Origin of the sequence: Ectothiorhodospira haloalkaliphila ATCC 51935 (assembly GCF_000633935.1) — a bacterium.
Taxonomy (GTDB): Bacteria; Pseudomonadota; Gammaproteobacteria; order Ectothiorhodospirales; family Ectothiorhodospiraceae; genus Ectothiorhodospira; species Ectothiorhodospira haloalkaliphila.
In genome coordinates this window covers 619,844-637,727 of the sequence record NZ_KK214998.1, presented here as the reverse complement: position 1 = coordinate 637,727, position 17,884 = coordinate 619,844, and the positions used below count along the sequence as shown (strand labels likewise).

Below are 17,884 nucleotides of genomic sequence, written 5' to 3'. Positions count from 1 at the left end.
TTGTCTACTTGCCGCTGTCCATCAGGGCCGCCAGGTCACGGCTGAGGAGTGTCTCATCACCCAGATTCAACTCCACCAGGCGGCGCAGATGCTGGGCGCTTTCCAGGTCCATCTGCGTGACCCGAAGCCCCAGATCGTGGGCATCCATGCGCACCACCTGCACCATCACCAGAATACTGTTCTCCGAATCCAGCGGCACACGCAGGTAACCGTAGTCCCCCATTCGGCGGGGCGCCAGCAGGGTGGGCGTTCGCACCAGCACACCCTGCAGCGACAGGTCCACCAGTTCCACCCGGATTTCATCAGGACTATCGAAGGTGAGAAAGGCCACGCCGTCGAAAGTCACCCGATGAAACTGCCGTCTTCCGTTCTGCTCTTCCTCTACCATGGATTGCCTCTCCATCGTGGCCATTGCGCTGATCCTGTCAGCATTCACCTCACGAGTATAGGAGTACGGACCCGGTTTGTAAGGGCCGGTTCTACTTGCAGGGGGGATGAGTATAATGGCCGCTCCTCACGCATTGCCCAGGCTCCACCATGACCGAGACCGCGAAACCCTACTCGCACGAACCCGTTGGACTGCTGCGCCGCATGGCCTGCTGGATGTACGACGGCTTGCTGGCCCTGTCGGCACTGATGCTCACCACCCTGCTGGTGACCGTGGCTACCGGCCTGACCGTGGAGCACCCCCTGTATCCGGCTTATGTGCTGCTCATCCTCGGGGTGGCCTTTTTGTATTTCGGCTGGTTCTGGACCCACAGCGGCATCACCCTGGCCATGCAGACCTGGCGGGTGCGCCTGGTGGGGTTTGATGGCTATCGCGTCACCTGGGTGCAGGCCATGCGTCGTTTCGTGCTGGCCATGAGTCAGTGGATGCTGCTGCTGGGGGGCCTGCAGGCCTGGCGCACGGGCCTGTGGCCCGTGGCCCTGGTGGTGGCCGTGATCGTGGTGGCCGGCCTGGTCTGGACCCTGATGCACCCACAGAAATTCATGCTCCACGACCGCTGGTCGGGAACACGCCTGATCCGGCTGCCGGATCACAAGGCCGGGCAGGTCTAGCGCACCCGCCGGATGGCCCACAGGGCGATCACCAGGAAGACGGCCATGGGCAGCACCGCCGCCAACAGTGGCGGCATGCCGTAGACCAGCCCCATGTGATTGAGCATCCGGTTGAGCAGGTGGAACCCCACGCCGATCAGGATGCCGATGAACAGGCGCTGCCCCGCACCGCCGGTGCGCAACGAGCCAAAGATGAAGGGGATGGCCAGCAGCAGCATCACCAGGCTGGATAACGGCGTGGTGAATCGCGTCCAGAAGGCCAGCTCATAGGGCGCCGACTCCAGATTGTTCTCGCGCAGGTAGCCGATATAGCGCGCCAAGGTCCAGGCGGACATCTGCCGCGGCTCCACCACGATCACGTCGAACAGCTCCGGCGCCAGCAGGCGGTCCCATGTTTCGGTGTCGGATTGCTCCACCTCCACGCCCTCCACCGAAACCTGGCTGCGTACCACGCCTTCCATCTGCCATTCCCCGTCGTGGTAACGGGCGCTGGCAATGCGGATGGACTCGGTCATGCGCTGCTCTTCGTCGAACCGGTACACCCGCAAATCATGCAGACGCAAACCGGGCATGATCACCCGCACATTCAGGTAATCGTTCCCGTCCCGCGCCCATAGACCAACCCCACCTACCTGAATCTGATCGGAATGGGAAAAGGTGCGCATGTTCTGGGCCTGACGCTCGCTGGCCGGGGCCACCACCTCGCCCAGCAGCACCGCCGCCAGCATCAGCACCACACCCGCCTGTAACGCCGAGGTGATGATGCGCGACACCGACACCCCCGCCGCCCGCATGGCCGTAAGCTCGCTATTCTCGGCCACCGTGCCCAGGCTGAGCAGGGCGCCGATGAGCACCGAGGTGGGGAAGAGTTCGTAAAGGCGGCGTGGCACGGTCAACGCCGTGTACATCAGGGCCTGAATCCAGCCGTAGGCACCCTCCCCCACATCGTCGATCTCGGCAATGAAGGCGAAACCCACGTCCAGTGCGGTGAGCACCAGCAGGGCCAGCAGGGTCCCGCCAATCACCTGCCGGGCAATGTAGAAGCGCAGGATCTTCATGCCAGTTTCGCCCGGCGCCAGCCACGCAAGATCCAGAAGCTGCCGTACTGTCGCCACAGCAGCACCAGCGCCAGTACCACCAGCCCCAGGTGCACCCACCACATGCCCAGCCAGGCCGGTGTGTCACCATCGGCAAACCAGTCCTTGGAGACCATCTGCATCTGCGCATAGACCACATAGATCCCCACCCCCGCAGCCAGCTTGGCGAACCGACCCTGGCGCGGCGAGGTGTAGGACAGCGGCAGGGCCAGCACGGCCAGCAGCAGCATGGACAACGGTGCGGCCAGGCGCCATTGCAGTTCCGCCCGGTGCTCCAGGCGATCCGACCCCCACAAATCGGCAGTGGGTACATTGTCCGTGCGGCTGCGCACGGTCACCGCTCTGGGATCGGGCATGCGCACGCCATGGGTGGCAAACTGAATGATGCGAAAGTCCGCATCTCCCGGGCTGCCCTCGTAACGATGGCCATCACGCAGCACCAGAAAGCGCTGGCCACTACCGGGATCGACCTGCTGCTCGGCACTGCGGGCCACCACCACCTCAGTGTCCTCGCCCTGGCGCCGCTGGATGAAGACGTTGTGCATCACCTCACGATCATCGGAAAACGACTCCACGAAGAAGACGGTGCCACCCACGCTGCCAGCCTGCAGGAAGCGCCCGGGGGTGATGCCCATGAGATCCGAACGCTGCGCGGTCTCGGCGCGGATCTCGTCCACCTGCAGGGTGGTCCAGGGCCCCACATACAACGACAGCACCGCCAGCAACGCGCTCAGCGGCAGGGTGATCGCCATCACGGTGACGAACAGGCGCCCGTAACCCACACCGCAGGCCTTGAGTGCCGCCATCTCGCTGTCCTTGTACAACCGCCCCAGAGTGAGCATCACCGCCAGGAACAGCGATACCGGCAACAACAGGATCAGGGCCCGGAAAGACCCCAGTGCCAGGATCACCGGCAACACATCGGCGGGAATGCGCCCCTCGGCCACCTCCCCCAGCAGGCGTGCCAGCATGCCGCCCAGGATGATCAGCAGCAGCACCAGGATCACCGCCATCTGCGTGAGCAGCATCTCGCGGATCAGGTAACGGTCCAGGACCTTCAACGGCATCTCGAATCACCCCGGCACGGGGTGCGTTAACGGTGGAAGAAGATTCCCTATACTACTAGCCCCGGCATCGGGTAGGCCAACCACCCGCCCCCTACCCCAGTGACCCAGGGCCCGGATTGCTGCATCATCGGGCTTTCCCAGTCTATTTCGAGGAATGGCATGGAATTCTCAGTCGCAAGCGGTCAACCCCAGGAACAGCGCAGCCCCTGCATCGTTGCGGGTGTATTCGAGCGTCGCAAGCTGTCCACCGCCGCCAAGGCCCTGGATCAGGCCACCGATGGCGCCATCAGCGCCCTGCTCAAGCGAGGCGACATGGATGGCGAACTGGGCCAGACCCTCTGGCTGCATCATGTGCCGGGCGACCTGGCCGAGCGCATCCTGCTGGTGGGCTGCGGCAAGGAGCGGGACCTGAGCGAAGCCTCCTTCCGCAAGCTCACCTCCCACATGATCGCTGCCCTCAAGCAAAGCGGCGCGGCCACCGCCCACAATTTCCTCACCGATGTGCCCGTCAAGGGCCGCGACCTGCCCTGGAAGATCTTCCAGAGCGTGCTGGTGGTGGAAGACGCCCTCTACCGCTTTGACGAGCTCAAGAGCAACAAGAAAAAGGACCGGACAGCCCTCAAGGAGATGGTGCTCAACGTGGAGGCCGAAGGGGAGCTGGACACCGCCGGACAGATCCTGAAACGGGCCACCGCCACCGCCACCGGCATGCAGCTGACCCGGGACCTGGGCAACCGCCCGGGCAATGTGTGCACACCGGTGTATCTGGCCGACCAGGCCAAGGGCCTGAAAAAGGCCTACAAGGACCTCAAGGTGGACATCCTGGACGAGGAGGCCATGGAGAAGGAAGGCATGGGCGCCCTGCTGTCCGTCTCCCGGGGCTCCGAGCAGCCGGCCCGCCTGATCGTCATGGACTACCGGGGCGGCAAGAAGAATGACAAGCCCGTGGTCCTGGTGGGCAAGGGCATCACCTTCGACACGGGCGGCATCTCCCTCAAGCCCGGCGAGGCCATGGACGAGATGAAATACGACATGGGTGGCGCCGCCGCCGTCATGGGCGCCATGAAGGCCTGCGCCGAGCTCAAGCTGCCCATGAACGTGATCGGTGTGATCGCCGCCGCCGAGAACATGCCCGATGGCCGCGCCACCAAGCCCGGCGACATCATCACCACCATGTCCGGACAAACCGTGGAAGTCCTCAACACCGACGCCGAGGGCCGCCTGGTGCTCTGCGATGCCCTGACCTACGTGGAGCGTTTCGATCCCGAGGTGGTGGTGGACATGGCCACCCTCACCGGCGCCTGCATCATCGCCCTGGGCCACCAGGCCACTGCTGTACTGGGCAACAGCGCCTCCCTCACCAACGACCTGCTCACCGCCAGCCGCCAGACCCTGGACCGCGCCTGGGAGCTGCCCCTGTGGGATGAATACCAGGAGCAGCTCAACAGCAATTTTGCCGACATGGCCAACATCGGCGGCCGCCCGGCAGGCACCATCACCGCCGCCTGCTTCCTGTCGCGTTTCACCAAGAAGTACAAGTGGGCCCACCTGGATATCGCCGGGGTGGCCTGGAAGAGCGGCAAGGAGAAGGGGGCCACCGGTCGGCCGGTGCCCCTGGTGATGCAGTTCCTGTTCAACCGGGTGAAGGAGGCATGACCCGAGTCGACTTCTACCTCCTCAAGGGCACCCACGCCCAGCAGCGCCTCACCACCGTCTGCCGCCTGGTGCACAAGGCCTTCGGCCTTGGGCACCGGGTGCATATCCACACCCGCTCGCAAAACGAGGCCCGGGCCTTGGACGACCTGCTGTGGACCTTCAAGGACGACGCCTTCATCCCCCACGGCATCAACCCTGACGATGCGCGAGTGCCCGTGAGCATCGGCCCCAATGCCCCGGAGGCTGCCCAGGTGCTGGTAAACCTGGTGCCCGAGGTGCCCGCGCAGTTCGAGCGCTTCGAGCGCGTGGCCGAGGTGGTCAACGAGGACCCCGCCATCCGCGACAGCGGCCGGGCGCGGTTCCGGCACTACCGGGAACAAGGCTGCGACCTGCATCACCACCCCTTGGGCAGGTGACCGGCACCCCAAAAAAAGATTAATATAATCCGTCACTTTCGCCCCGCATCCGATACAGGCCCCATGGAAAAGACCTACGACCCCCGCGCCATCGAACAAACCGTCTACCAGGAATGGGAAACCCATGGCTGGTTCGCCGCCAGTGGCGAGGGGGACCCCTACTGCATCATGCTGCCGCCACCCAACGTGACCGGCACCCTGCACATGGGGCACGCTTTCCAGGACACCCTGATGGACACCCTCATCCGCTACCACCGGATGTGCGGCGACAACACCCTGTGGCAGGGCGGCACCGACCACGCCGGCATCGCCACCCAGATGGTGGTGGAACGGCAACTGGCCCGGGAGGGGCAGTCCCGTCACGACCTGGGCCGCGACGCCTTCCTGGACAAGGTGTGGCAGTGGCGCGAGCACTCCGGCCACCAGATCCAGCAGCAGATGCGTCGCCTGGGCACCTCCATCGACTGGAGCCGGGAACGCTTCACCATGGACGACGGCCTCTCCGAGGCGGTGACGGAAGTCTTCGTGCAACTGTTCGACGAGGGCCTGATCTACCGGGGCAAGCGCCTGGTGAACTGGGACCCGGTCCTGCACACCGCCGTCTCCGACCTGGAAGTGCTCTCGGAGGAAGAACAGGGCAAGCTCTGGCACATGCGCTACCCCCTGGCCGACGGCTCGGGCCATCTGGTGGTGGCCACCACCCGACCCGAGACCATGCTGGGCGACACCGCCGTGGCGGTTAACCCGGAGGACGAGCGCTACCGGCACCTGATCGGCAAGGAAGTGGAACTGCCGCTCACCGGCCGGCGCATCCCGGTGATCGCCGATGACTACGTGGACCCGGAATTCGGCTCTGGCTGCGTGAAGATCACCCCCGCCCACGACTTCAATGACTATGCCGTGGGCACCCGGCACGACCTGCCCATGATCAACATCTTCACCATCGACGCGAAGATCAACGACGAGGCCCCCGAGGCCTATCGGGGCCTGGACCGCTTCGAGGCCCGTGAGCGGGTGATCCAGGATCTGGACGCCCAGGGCCTGATGGAGCGCATCGATGACCACAAGCTGATGGTGCCCCGGGGCGATCGCAGCGGCGCCGTCATCGAACCCTTCCTCACCGACCAGTGGTACGTGAAGGCGGGCCCGCTGGCCGAGCCGGCCATCCAGGCGGTGGAGGATGGCCGCATCCGCTTCGTGCCGGAAAACTGGAACAAGACCTACTTCGAATGGATGCGCAACATCGAGGACTGGTGCATCTCCCGGCAGATCTGGTGGGGCCATCGCATCCCCGCCTGGTACGACGATGCCGGCAACATCTACGTGGCCCGCAGCGAGGAAGAGGCCCGCAGCAAGTACGGTCTGGGCTCGGATGTGACTCTCACCCGCGATCCCGACGTGCTGGACACCTGGTTCAGCTCGGCCCTGTGGCCCTTCTCCACCCTGGGCTGGCCGGAAAAGACCCCCGAGCTCAAGACCTTCTACCCCACCTCGGTGCTGGTGACCGGCTTTGACATCATCTTCTTCTGGGTGGCTCGCATGATCATGATGGGCCTGAAGTTCATGGACGATGTGCCCTTCCGGGAGGTGTATGTCACCGGCCTGATCCGGGACGCCGAGGGCCAGAAGATGTCCAAGTCCAAGGGCAACGTGCTCGACCCCATCGACCTGATCGACGGCATCACCCTGGATGACCTGCTGGCCAAGCGCACCCAGGGCCTGATGCAGCCGCAGATGGAAAAGCGCATCGCCAAGGCCACGAAGAAGCAGTTCCCCGATGGCATCCCCGCCTTCGGCACCGACGCCCTGCGCTTCACCCTGGCAGCCCTGGCCTCCAGCGGTCGGGACATCAAGTTCGACCTGGGCCGCATCGAGGGCTACCGCAACTTCTGCAACAAGCTGTGGAACGCGGCCCGCTATGTGCTCATGAACACCGAGGGGCAGGACACCGGCGTGAACGGCGGCGAGGTGGAGCTCTCCCTGGCCGACCGCTGGATCACCTCCCGCCTGCAGGTCACCATTGCCGAGGTGCATCGCCAACTGGGTGAATACCGTTTCGACCTGGCCGCCCGTGCCCTGTATGAATTCACCTGGCACGACTACTGCGACTGGTATCTGGAGCTGTGCAAGCCGGTGCTCACCGGCGAGGACAGCAGCGAGGCCGCCCGCCGCGGCACCCGCCAGACCCTGGTCCAGGTACTGGAGACCCTGCTGCGGCTGATGCACCCCATCATGCCCTTCATCACCGAGGCCATCTGGCGCCAGGTGGCCCCCCTGGCCGGTCGCGAGGGCGCGACCATCATGCACCAGCCCTATCCTCAGGTGGACGAGAGCGCACGGGACGCCCAGGCAGACAAGGAGATCGAATGGGTGAAGAATTTCATCCTGGGCATGCGCCGCATCCGCGCCGAAATGGACATCAGCCCCGGCAAGCCCCTGCCCGTGCTGCTGCACAACTGGCAACCGGAGGATCAGACCCGCTTCCAGTCCAGCCGCGCCTTCATCGAATTCCTGGGCAAGCCCGAGTCGGTGCAATGGCTGCACGGCGAGGAGCCCCCGGAGTCGGCCATGGCTCTGGTAGGTGAGATGCACCTGCTCATCCCCCTGGCCGGCCTGATCGACAAGGAGGCGGAGATCGCCCGACTTGAAAAGGAAGTGGCCAAGGTGCAGAAGAACCTCACCCAGTGCCGGGGTCGACTGGAAAACCCCAGCTTCGTGGACCGGGCCCCCGCCGAGGTGGTGGAGAAGGAACGCACCCGGGTGGCGGAGATGAGTGCCAGCCTGCGGGAGCTGGAAGGGCAACTGGAGAAGATCCGGCGGTTGTGAGGTGTATGAGGGGGAGGGTCCGAGCGCCCTCCCCTCCTTGTCAGCTTTCCCACAATCCTCAGCAACCCACCCCCTACCCTTAAAAATATCCAATAAAAAAACAAGCACTTGAAAACCACGGCCTCCTGGCCCGCTCCTTGCTAAAGATTCGGCACAACACCGACTCAAGGAGCCCCTTCGTGACCCGCCCCAATCTCCATCCCGACGCCGCCAACGCCCGCTACATCAGCTTCAAGGACCTGGACTGTGACGGCAACGCCAAACTGGTCATGAACCTGATCGAGGAATACACCGCCGACCCCGACCAGAAATCCCCCTTCTGGGACTACTTCCTGGGCAAGCGCAATCCCAAATCCGGCCCCAAGCCCGACGACCTGTTCCTGATCCACGCCAACATCAATCAGATCCGCGAACTGTTCGAGGAGTGTGGCGACGACGATGCCCAGGCCCTACTCACCTGGGTGGAGGAGGCCTGTTGCTGAGTGGGTGCCCACACCCCGGGGATCTGCCGCCGCCTCGAAACGGCCATCCGTCTCCACAACCACCGCCTGCAGATTGCCCCAGGGTCGAGACCGGGCCTCCAGTACATGCCCATACGCTTCCAGTTGCGCCTTGAGCTCATCACTGAAGGCATCCGGTTCATATTCGATGTAGTCCGGCAGGTACTGATGGTGATGACGGGGCGACGACACCAGGCGATCGGCACCACCACCGGCATGAAAATCCAGGGCCGACAACAGCACCATGGTGATGATCCGACTGCCGCCCGGCGTACCCAGCGCAGCCACCCGATCATCCATCTCCAGAAAGGTGGGCGACATGCTCGACAGCATGCGCTTGCCCGGCTCGATGCGATTGGCCGACGACTGGATCAGGCCATAGGCATTGGGTGTACCCGGTGCGGCCGTGAAATCATCCATGTGATTGTTCAGGACCACCCCCGTCCCGGCAGGCATGAACCCTGAGCCAAAGGGATAGTTCAGCGACAGAGTGGCCGACACCCGGTTGCCCTGCGCATCAATGATGGAGAAATGGGTGGTATCCTCCCCACCCCGCAGGCCCGCCGGCCCCGGCAACTGCTCGCTGGGCCGGACCCGGCCCGGGTGCACCGTGGCGGCCAGCCCGGCCGCGTAGCGCGGATCGATGAGACGCTCCACCGGCACCTGCACAAAGTCGACATCCCCCAGATACCGGGCCCGGTCGTGATAGGCCAGGCGCATCGCCTCCACCCCGTGATGCAACCGATCCGCCTCGTCCATGGCCTCAAGATCGAAGCGTTCCATCATTTGCATGGCCTGGGCCAGGGCGATGCCACCCGAGGACGGCGGCGGCGCCGACACCACCCGCATGCCCCGGTAATCGAAGCTGATCGGCTCGCGCTCCACCACCTGATAGCTTGCCAGATCCTCCTGGGTCCAGATCCCCCCGGCCTCGCTCACGGCCTCGACGAGCCGCTCGGCCACGGGCCCCCGGTAGAACCCATCACGCCCCGAATCCGCCAGTCGCTCCAGGGTGAGGGCCAGGTCCGGCTGATGGATCACGAAGCCCTCTTCCGGCACCTCGCCATCATCCAGAAAGACCGCTGCCGACGCCGGCCACGCTCGCAAGGTGTCGCGCCGGAAGGAGGTCAACCGCTCATAGACCGGGTCCACCGGGAACCCTTCCCGGGCCAGACGGATGGCCGGCTCCAGCAACGTTGTCAGAGGCAGCGCCCCATATTCCCGGACGATATGATCCAGGGCGGCGGGCGTGCCGGGAATGGCGGCTGCCAGGGGGCCATTCATTACCCGATCCCTATCCACCTCGCCTTCATCATCCAGAAACATGTCTGCATCGGCGGCCAACGGCGCCCGCTCCCGGGCATCCACCATGACCTGACGCCCGGTGGCGGCCTCATGCAATAGCCAGAAACCACCCCCGCCCAGACCGGACCCATAGGGCTCCACCACCGCCAGCGCCGCACCCACGGCCACGGCAGCATCGAACGCATTACCGCCCCGGGACAGCACCTCCAGGGCCACCTCGGTGGCCAGGGGATGGGGCGTGGCCACCCCATGGGGCGGCGCATCCGCCAGCAGCGGCCCGGCACAGGCCAGGCAGATCAGAAGGACGAGGGATCGAGTGGAACGGGACATCGCGGTCTCCTGGGGAACGATGAGGGGCGGCGGAAACGGTTGGCCATCCACACCCATCATGTGGGTATCGATATCTTTTGGGATACGGATTTCCAGGGTCTGATAGTTTGGCTGCACAACATACTATAAAGCCCCGGCGCGGCCTTCCATGGACACCAGGGGCACACACCACCAAGGGAGTCCCACATGACCGTGCTTTTCAAACGTGCCACGCTCGCCCTGTGCATCACTGGCATCATGGGCGCATCCGCCACCGCACAGGCCACCAACGCCATGAACATGGACGCCTACGGGGCCATTGCCGGCGGCATGGGCGGAGCCGGCGTGGCCCACGAGACAGGCAATTCCGCCGTGATGAACAACCCCGCCACCCTAGGCATGCGCCGTGGCGAGGTGAATACCGTAGGGTTGGGCTACGCCCTGCTGGCCCCGCGGGTGACCGCTGAGCACCCTGACGCGGGCAAGGACAAGAGCCGCGCTCGCAGCTTTCACATGCCATCCGTATCCTACATCCGCACCCAGGATCGCTTCAGCTTCGGCGCCGCCGTGATGGCCCAGGGCGGCATGGGCACCGACTACCGCACCGGGTCATCCCTATTCTCCGGTGGAACATCCATGATGGGGGAGATGGTGCCCCTATCGGGCGAGCCCATCAAATCGGAGCTGAGCATGGGCCGCGTCATGTTCCCCCTGGCCTTCCGGGTGAGCGACCGGGTGGCCGTGGCGGCGCAGCTGGATTACGTCTGGGCGGCGCTGGACCTGCAGTTGGATCTGGACGGCCAGACCTTCGGCATGATGGCGCAACCGGGCGGCACGCCCAACCTGGGCTCGGCCAGCGGCAGCATGATCACGGAACGCTTCCAGCCGGCATTCCAGGCGGGGCAGATCCAGGACGTGAGCTATGCCCGCTTCGATTTCAACCGGGACGACCGCTTCCGGGGCGAGGCCACCGGCGACGGCCTGGCAGGCAAGCTGGGCATCGTGGTCCAGGCCACCGATCGCGTCACCCTGGGCGCCAGCTACCACACCCGCACCCGGCTGGATGATCTGTCCACCAGCAGCGCCAGACTGAGCCTCGGGGTACTGCCCCAGGGGAGTACGGAGTTCCAGACCCAGCCCGTCTCGGGCCGCATCCGGATCAATGACTTCCAGTGGCCGGAAAGCTATCACCTGGGCGTGGCCTTCCAGGCCACGGACCGCCTGCTGCTGGCCGGTGACGTTCGCCACGTGCTGTGGTCCGACGTGATGAAGAGCCTGGACATGACCTTCACCGCCGACAACACACCCGAGAACGGCGACTTTGCCGGGGCCGAACTGGACGCATCCCTCACCCAGCGCTGGAAGGATCAGACCGTGATCGCCCTGGGCGCCGCCTACCGGGTGAACGACCGCTGGACCGTGCGCGGCGGCACCAACTACGCCAGCAATCCCATCCCCGACGAGACCGTCAACCCGCTGTTCCCCGCCATCGTGCAGCATCACTTCAGCGGCGGCTTCAGTTACCGGTTCTCACCCCAGAGCGCCCTGCACGCCTCCCTCACCTACGCCCCCAAGGTCACCGTCACCCAGTCCGGCCCGGCCTTTGAGGGCACGCGGATCTCCCACAGCCAGACCGTGTATCGGGTGAATTATGGGTATCGGTTCTGACCCGGATGGCCTGGACGGCCGTTCAGATGACGCGGCAAACACCACCACGCCGGGGGTCCCCCGCCCCACGGAATCCCCCTTCGTAACGCTCCACGCAGTGGGCGCCGCCGAAGAAGAGGTTACGGTCCTGCCACACCTGGCAGGACCGGCCGCCATCCACCAGGGCCTGGCAGACGGAAGGCGCCAGACCGCCCTCCAGGTTCAGCAGACCGGCTTCATAGTGCAGGCGCGGCGCGCTCACGGCCGAGTCCAGCGGCAAATCATGATCAATGCAGTGCACCAGCACCTGCAGGATTGCGTTGCGCAACCGGTTGGACCCACCGGAGCCCAGGGCCAGCAGGCGGCCATCCGGCCATCGGGCCACGGTGGGGGCCATCATGGAGGTCATGCGGCTGTCCGTGGGCCACCGGTGGAACCCCTCTGGGTTCAGATCCTGCTCCCCCAGCATGTTGTTCATCATCACCCCCGTATGGGGAACCACCCAGCCACACCCTTCACCATTGGAAAGACTCATGGCCGCCGCGTTGCCCAAGGCATCCAGCACGCTCACATGGGTCGTGCCCCGATGGGCCGGCGGCAGGCCGGCGAGCTGACTCGCGTAGGCCTGCAGGGATTCCGGGGCCAGCACGCTCTCGTCCAGGGGGCCTGACCAGTCCGCCCGCAGGCGCTCGGTGAGTTCCATGACCCGCGACAGGCGCTCCACATGGGACAACGAACCCGGCACAGCCATGGCCGGATCCTGCGACTCCAGCAGATGAAGGGCAAAGGCCAGGAGCAGCCCGCCGGAGGATGGGGGCGGATTGATGAGCAGATCCACCCCCCGGTACATCCGGGCGATGGGTTCACGCCAGACCGGTCGGTAGGCCGCCATGTCATCCCGGTGCAGATGCCCGCCCTGCTCCCGACTGGCCTCATGAATCTGGTGGGCCACATCGCCCCGATAGAACAGATCCGGCCCCTCTCGACCCAGGTTGTCCAGCAGGTCGGACAGGGCCGGATTACGGTATCGATCCCCCGAGCGGAGCATGGCCGCCCCATCGGACGTGAACAGGTCGCGGGCCCCCGGGGTGGCTACATAGATGGGTGCAACGATGGAAAAGATGTACCCCTGAAGCGGGTTGAGCTCCACACCTTCCCGGGCCAGCTGGACTGCGGGTGCCAGCACCTCGGTCATGGGCAGGCGGCCATATCGGCCATGCAACCCGAAGAGACCGGCCACCAGCCCGGGCGTGGCCATGGACCCGAGACCAATGTGAAAATCCTGGGTGGTCGTGCCGAAATCCGCCGTGATGGGATGAAAATCCAGCTCTTCCAGCGGCCGCCGCTGCCGCGGCGTCTGCACGAAACAATCCAGCGCCAGGGGCTCCCCCTCACCCTCCTGACCCACCAGAAATCCACCGCCGCCCAGGGAGGCCAGCACCGGTTCGGCCACACAAGCCGCGAACACAGCGGCCACGGTGGCATCAAAGGCGTTCCCCCCCGCCTCCAGGATCATGGCCCCGGCCTCCACCGTATCCGGGTGGCCCGCCGCGATCACGCCACGCATCCACCTACTCCCCTATCCGATTCTGATGGCATCCGGGAACAGTAACACAGGCGCGAAAATTCTCTCCTGGATCACCGGCACATGGCTGCTCAATACAGATGCTGCTGAAAATCCACAAAGACTTCCCGAATATTGCCCACGGGTCCCAACTCCTGCACGGCATCGCCGACGCTGTGGTACTTCAACTCGATCAACTGCGGCAGCTTGGCAGTGTCCAGCTCGCTGACGCCCTGGACCACATAGTGATCGAGGACGAATCTCAGGAACTCCCGCTGCCTGTAGTCATGACCATGGAAGATGCGTTCCTTGTGGGCATCCACTCGCTGGGCCCGAGTCACCGGCGCCATGTTGAAGGCGATGTAGGCCAGCACATCGTAGAGATCACTGTGCTCGGCCTCGATCAGCTTGCCCACATCGGCCAGCTGTTGCCTGCCGTAGCCCTTCTCCTCCAGCCCCTCCAGGAGCTTCCTGCGGGTATCCGGGCGGCCCCACAGACGGCGTAGTTCGTCCTCGTCCTTGAACAACTCGGGCAGATCACCGAACAGACGCTGGATGAACTCGGCTGCGGAGATGGGCTTGCCGTCCGGACCCCAGAAGCTCGTGGCGGTCATGTGCTGGAGGGTGCGTTCCTTGCCATCGGCCAGCCGGATCTTCACCTTGCGGCGTTTCTCGCAAAGACAGGGCCTTTCGCCGCAGACCTGGCAAGGTTCCGGCGGCGCCTTCTCGCACACACAAGGCCGCTGGCCACAAACAGCGCAAGGCTCAGGCGGTGGCCTGGTGCAACTGCAAGGGCTGTTTCCGCATTGCTCGCAGGGCTCGGGGGGCAACGGCTCGCCATCCCATTCCGGATCACTGAAGTGCTCGTGGGCCTTCACGAAATCGTGGATGGTGAAATAATCCTTGCCATCGAACAGCCGCGTCCCCCGACCGATGATCTGCTTGAACTCGATCATGCTGTTCACCGGTCGCATCAGCACGATGTGGCGGACATTCCTGGCGTCCACCCCGGTGGAGAGCTTCTGCGAAGTGGTGAGGATGGTCGGGATGGTCTTTTCGTTGTCCTGAAACTGCTTCAGGAAGCGTTCGCCCTCCTTGCCATCGTTCGCCGTGACGCGCTCGCAATAATGGGGATCGGTGCTGGTCTTGAGCTGGTTGATCAGGTCGCGGACCGCCAGGGCATGTTCCTGGGTGGCGCAAAACACCAGTGTCTTCTCTCGCGGGTCGATCTGTTCCATGAACAGCTTCACCCGATACCGTTCACGTTCCGCGATCTCGATGACCCGGTTGAAGTCATCTTCCCGGTAGCGCCGCCCCGCGTCCACCTCACCCTCGATCACCTGGTCATCGGGCGTGTAGACGTAGTCATCCAGGGTCGTGGCGATCTGCCGGACCTTGAAGGGTGTCAGGAAGCCGTCGTTGATGCCTTCCTTCAGGGAGTAGATGTAGACCGGTTCGCCGAAGTAGGCGTAGGTATCGGCGTTGAGCGTGCGCCTGGGGGTGGCGGTCAGGCCGAGCTGCACGGCAGGCTGGAAATACTCCAGGATGCCCCGCCAGTGGCTCTCGTCGTTGGCGCCGCCCCGGTGGCATTCATCGATGATGATGAAATCGAAAAAATCCGATGGGTAGTCCCCGAAGTTGGGCGCAAGATTGCCCGCCGCATCGCGCCCGGTCATGAAGGTCTGGAAGATCGTGAAGAAAATGTTCCCGTTCTTGGGCACCCGGCCCTTCTTGCGGATGATCTCCGGATCGATACGAACCAGGGCGTCCTCGGGAAAGGCAGAAAAATCGTTGAATGCCTGATTGGCCAGGATGTTCCGATCCGCCAGGAACAGGATGCGCGGCTGCCGACCAGGCGTGCCCGTGGCGCGTGCCGCCAGACTCCAGCGGGCATGAAACAGCTTCCAGGCGATCTGAAAGGCGATGGCGGTCTTGCCGGTGCCGGTGGCCAGGGTCAGAAGGATGCGATCCCGACCCGCCGCGATGGCCTCCAGCGCCTGGTTGATGGCGTTGTGCTGATAATAGCGCGCCTGCCAGAACCCACCCTTGTCCTCGAAGGGCACCGCGCCGAAACGTTCCCGCCAGGTCTCTTGATCACCGGCACCCGTGCCAAAGGTCTCCACCCACAGCCCATCGGGAGAGGGCCAGGCATCCACCGGCCCCTCCGTGCCCGTGCCCATGTCCACCCGGTAGATGCCGTCGCCATTGGTGGCGTAGGCAAATCGGGTCTGCAAACGCTCGGCATACCGCTTGGCCTGGGCCAATCCCTCGGTCACCGGCAAGCTGCGTTTCTTGGCCTCGATCACCGCAAGCTTCTGGCCGCGATAGATCAGCACATAGTCGGCGATGTCCTGCCTGGCCCGTTTGCCGCCGCCCTGCAGCCGGCCGAGGGTGATCACCTCACGCCGCACCCGGCTGGCCTCCATCACACCCCACCCCGCCTCCTTCAGGGCCGGGTCGATGAGTTCAGCGCGGGTTTCGGCTTCGTTGAGGCCGGCTTCCTTCACTCTCGGGCTCCAGCCAGCATGTTCATGATCAGGCGGATCATGGTTTCCTTGTTGGCGGCATCGGACTCGGCCACCAGCAGGGTCAGGGCCGCGAGGCCCACATCATTGATCACCGGCTCACCTGCCGCATTCAGCAGCCGCCCATTGCGGTGGAGGAAGTCCACGAACAAGAAGGCCGCGCTGCGCTTGTTGCCATCGGAAAACGGATGGTTCTTGACCACGAAATACAGCAGATGCGCGGCCTTGGACTCCACGCTGGGGTAAGCGGGCTCGCCAAACACGCTCTGATCCAGATTGCCCAGCAGCGAGGCCAGACCGTCGCCCCGATCCCGGGCGAACAGATCGGTCGCCTCGCCGCGCGCCATGAGCTCGGATTTCAGACTGTCCAGCGCGGCCCGCGCCTGTTCCAGTGTGGGCAGGCTTCCACCCGGCTGGGCACGTGGCTCGGTCAGCAGGCCCTCGTCGTAGCGCTGCAGCAGCAGAAAGGTCTGGGCGTAGCGGCTGACGATATCCACCAGGCCACGACCGCTGCCCGCGTCCAGCGCCGGGCTTTGCGCGGCCTTGCGCACCAGCGCCAGGGCCGCCTCCAGTTCCCGGGCATTTTCCTCAAAGCGCTGGCGGTTCAGGGTCCAACCCTGGGTGAGGTGTTCGCGGAGGACGCGGGTGGCCCACTGGCGGAACTTGACGGCGCGGCCTGAGTTGACCCGGTAGCCGACTGAAATGATCGCGTCGAGGTTGTAGTGCTTGACGCGCCGCCGAACCTGCCGCTGGCCTTCCTGACGAAGGACCGAGGATTCCTCGGTAGTTGCCTCCTCGACCAGTTCATCGTCAGCGTAGATATTCTTGAGGTGCAGGCCGATATTGTCCGTCGAAGTATCAAAGACGTCAGCCATTTGCCGTTGTGAGAGCCAAACCGTCTCCTGATCCGTATCCAGACGGACTTCGACGGGGTTGTCGGCTGCGTCGTAGATGATAATCGGTGCCTGGTGTTCCTGGGTCATGTAACTGGCTCCTCCTTGAAAGCGTTGGTGAGGCTTATCGGGTCTGCTGTCAGCTCGCCCGAAAAGGCCTTTTGTAGCATGGATTGTTTGAGTTCAGCCAGAGCAGTGAGTTTTTTCTGATAGATGGCTTCGAGCTGCCTTACGGCCGATCTAATCTCTTGAAGGTTCTCGATGATTTCTAGCTGATTCTCTAGCGGCGGAAAGGGAAATTTCTCGCTCTCAAAAGTCGCAAGATTGATGTTGTCTTGTGCGCTACCTTTTCCTTTTGCCTTGAGAATACTCTTAACCTGAAGTTTCAGCGCGAACCATTCTCATGTTCTTGGTAAGTCGCTGGTGGTGTTCGAGTTTTCGGTGAGGTAGGTCAATTTTTAGTCGAAAATGTACCCATGTAAATCAATTTTTTTGTTTTTCATTCCATGGCGTTGGGCTATAATCAGTCCATGTACATCGACATTGTCCCCAATCGCAATTCGCCGCCCGCTATTCTGCTGCGCGAGTCCACCCGCGAAGGCGGTCGCATCGTCAAGCGCACCCTCGCCAATCTCTCGTCCCTGTCCCGCGAACAAGCCGAATCGATTCGTGCCGTCCTCAAGGGGGAGCCGCTGGCTCCCGTCGATAGCCTCTTCGAGGTGGTACGTTCACGGACACACGGCGCGGTGCAGGCGATCGGTCAGGCGATGCAGCGGTTGCACCTGGGACCCCTGCTGGATTCCAAGCCATCACGGCAACGGGATCTGGTGCTGGCGATGATCGCTGCACGGGTACGGGACCCGCAGAGCAAGCTGGCGACCAGCCGCAGTTGGGACCACAGCACGCTGGGCGAGTGGTTCGGGGTTGCCGATGCGGATGAGCATGAGTTGTACGGGGCGCTGGATTGGCTGCTCGAACGTCAGGACAAGATTGAGCGGCGCTTGGCCCGTCGGCACCTGG

General features: G+C 64.1%; 14 protein-coding genes and 1 pseudogene. 7 read left to right on the top strand and 8 right to left on the bottom strand.

Annotation, left to right across the window (positions count from 1 at the left end):
- Positions 1-4: 4 nt before the first annotated feature.
- The gene (locus ECTHA_RS0110820; protein WP_025281156.1) at positions 5-388 is read right to left on the bottom strand and encodes a PilZ domain-containing protein; all 384 of its coding nucleotides are present in this window, start codon (positions 386-388) and stop codon (positions 5-7) included.
- Between the two features lie 149 nt (positions 389-537).
- Between ECTHA_RS0110820 and ECTHA_RS0110815 the strand changes: the two genes are divergently transcribed.
- Positions 538-1,059, top strand: a complete 522-nt coding sequence (locus ECTHA_RS0110815) for an RDD family protein (protein ID WP_025281155.1) — start codon at positions 538-540, stop codon at positions 1,057-1,059.
- Here the strand turns inward: ECTHA_RS0110815 and lptG are convergent.
- Both lptG and lptF read right to left on the bottom strand, forming a co-directional pair.
- A complete protein-coding gene (gene lptG / locus ECTHA_RS0110810) occupies positions 1,056-2,117 on the bottom strand; it encodes an LPS export ABC transporter permease LptG (protein ID WP_025281154.1) in 1,062 nt (353 codons plus the stop codon). The two genes, ECTHA_RS0110815 and lptG, sit on opposite strands and share 4 nt — an antisense overlap.
- Entirely contained in the window at positions 2,114-3,223 is a 1,110-nt protein-coding gene (lptF, locus tag ECTHA_RS0110805) for an LPS export ABC transporter permease LptF (RefSeq protein ID WP_025281153.1), read from the bottom strand. The genes lptG and lptF overlap by 4 nt, the downstream gene beginning before the upstream one ends.
- Before the next feature lie 159 nt (positions 3,224-3,382).
- Between lptF and ECTHA_RS0110800 the strand changes: the two genes are divergently transcribed.
- From ECTHA_RS0110800 to cowN, 4 genes are all read left to right on the top strand, one after another.
- Positions 3,383-4,879, top strand: coding sequence for a leucyl aminopeptidase (locus ECTHA_RS0110800; protein WP_025281152.1), 1,497 nt, complete (start codon positions 3,383-3,385; stop codon positions 4,877-4,879).
- Positions 4,876-5,295, top strand: coding sequence for a DNA polymerase III subunit chi (locus tag ECTHA_RS0110795; protein ID WP_025281151.1), 420 nt, complete (start codon positions 4,876-4,878; stop codon positions 5,293-5,295). The genes ECTHA_RS0110800 and ECTHA_RS0110795 overlap by 4 nt, the downstream gene beginning before the upstream one ends.
- A gap of 63 nt (positions 5,296-5,358) precedes the next feature.
- A complete protein-coding gene (locus ECTHA_RS0110790) occupies positions 5,359-8,121 on the top strand; it encodes a valine--tRNA ligase (protein ID WP_026623731.1) in 2,763 nt (920 codons plus the stop codon).
- Positions 8,122-8,300: 179 nt separating this feature from the next.
- A complete protein-coding gene (gene cowN, locus ECTHA_RS0110785; protein WP_025281150.1) occupies positions 8,301-8,603 on the top strand; it encodes a N(2)-fixation sustaining protein CowN in 303 nt (100 codons plus the stop codon).
- On the opposite strand, the gene ggt is transcribed toward cowN, so the two are convergent.
- Positions 8,571-10,256: a gamma-glutamyltransferase gene (ggt, locus tag ECTHA_RS18040; protein WP_025281149.1), complete on the bottom strand. Its 1,686-nt coding sequence runs from the start codon at positions 10,254-10,256 to the stop codon at positions 8,571-8,573. The two genes, cowN and ggt, sit on opposite strands and share 33 nt — an antisense overlap.
- 186 nt (positions 10,257-10,442) lie before the next feature.
- On the opposite strand from ggt, the gene ECTHA_RS0110775 reads away from it, so the two are divergent.
- Positions 10,443-11,903 carry an OmpP1/FadL family transporter gene (locus ECTHA_RS0110775; RefSeq protein WP_035369581.1) on the top strand — a complete coding sequence of 487 codons (1,461 nt, stop codon included), beginning with the start codon at positions 10,443-10,445 and terminating at the stop codon, positions 11,901-11,903.
- Positions 11,904-11,925: 22 nt separating this feature from the next.
- Here the strand turns inward: ECTHA_RS0110775 and ECTHA_RS0110770 are convergent, their stop codons facing one another.
- From ECTHA_RS0110770 to ECTHA_RS19540, 4 genes are all read right to left on the bottom strand, one after another.
- Positions 11,926-13,449, bottom strand: coding sequence for a gamma-glutamyltransferase family protein (locus ECTHA_RS0110770; RefSeq protein ID WP_025281147.1), 1,524 nt, complete (start codon positions 13,447-13,449; stop codon positions 11,926-11,928).
- Between the two features lie 89 nt (positions 13,450-13,538).
- Entirely contained in the window at positions 13,539-15,953 is a 2,415-nt protein-coding gene (gene hsdR, locus ECTHA_RS0110765) for an EcoAI/FtnUII family type I restriction enzme subunit R (RefSeq protein WP_025281146.1), read from the bottom strand.
- On the bottom strand, positions 15,950-16,954 hold the full coding sequence (locus ECTHA_RS0110760; RefSeq protein WP_025281145.1) for a virulence RhuM family protein/type II toxin-antitoxin system death-on-curing family toxin: 1,005 nt from the start codon (positions 16,952-16,954) through the stop codon (positions 15,950-15,952). The genes hsdR and ECTHA_RS0110760 overlap by 4 nt, the downstream gene beginning before the upstream one ends.
- Positions 16,951-17,253 (bottom strand): restriction endonuclease subunit S, encoded by a 303-nt coding sequence (locus ECTHA_RS19540; RefSeq protein ID WP_084306939.1) that lies wholly within the window; start codon positions 17,251-17,253, stop codon positions 16,951-16,953. Before ECTHA_RS19540 ends, ECTHA_RS0110760 begins: the two co-directional genes overlap by 4 nt.
- A 117-nt stretch (positions 17,254-17,370) precedes the next feature.
- On the opposite strand from ECTHA_RS19540, the pseudogene ECTHA_RS20050 reads away from it, so the two are divergent.
- Positions 17,371-17,884, top strand: a pseudogene (locus ECTHA_RS20050) (IS1634-like element ISMasp1 family transposase); the annotation flags it as partial.

Bases quoted from the DNA above. Each gene is read 5' to 3' on its own strand.
- ECTHA_RS0110820 (WP_025281156.1), bottom strand. From the start codon at position 388: ATGGTAGAGGAAGAGCAGAACGGAAGACGGCAGTTTCATCGGGTGACT.
- ECTHA_RS0110815 (WP_025281155.1), top strand. From the start codon at position 538: ATGACCGAGACCGCGAAACCCTACTCGCACGAACCCGTTGGACTGCTG.
- lptG (WP_025281154.1), bottom strand. From the start codon at position 2,117: ATGAAGATCCTGCGCTTCTACATTGCCCGGCAGGTGATTGGCGGGACC.
- lptF (WP_025281153.1), bottom strand. From the start codon at position 3,223: ATGCCGTTGAAGGTCCTGGACCGTTACCTGATCCGCGAGATGCTGCTC.
- ECTHA_RS0110800 (WP_025281152.1), top strand. From the start codon at position 3,383: ATGGAATTCTCAGTCGCAAGCGGTCAACCCCAGGAACAGCGCAGCCCC.
- ECTHA_RS0110795 (WP_025281151.1), top strand. From the start codon at position 4,876: ATGACCCGAGTCGACTTCTACCTCCTCAAGGGCACCCACGCCCAGCAG.
- ECTHA_RS0110790 (WP_026623731.1), top strand. From the start codon at position 5,359: ATGGAAAAGACCTACGACCCCCGCGCCATCGAACAAACCGTCTACCAG.
- ggt (WP_025281149.1), bottom strand. From the start codon at position 10,256: ATGTCCCGTTCCACTCGATCCCTCGTCCTTCTGATCTGCCTGGCCTGT.
- ECTHA_RS0110775 (WP_035369581.1), top strand. From the start codon at position 10,443: ATGACCGTGCTTTTCAAACGTGCCACGCTCGCCCTGTGCATCACTGGC.
- ECTHA_RS0110770 (WP_025281147.1), bottom strand. From the start codon at position 13,449: ATGCGTGGCGTGATCGCGGCGGGCCACCCGGATACGGTGGAGGCCGGG.
- ECTHA_RS0110760 (WP_025281145.1), bottom strand. From the start codon at position 16,954: ATGACCCAGGAACACCAGGCACCGATTATCATCTACGACGCAGCCGAC.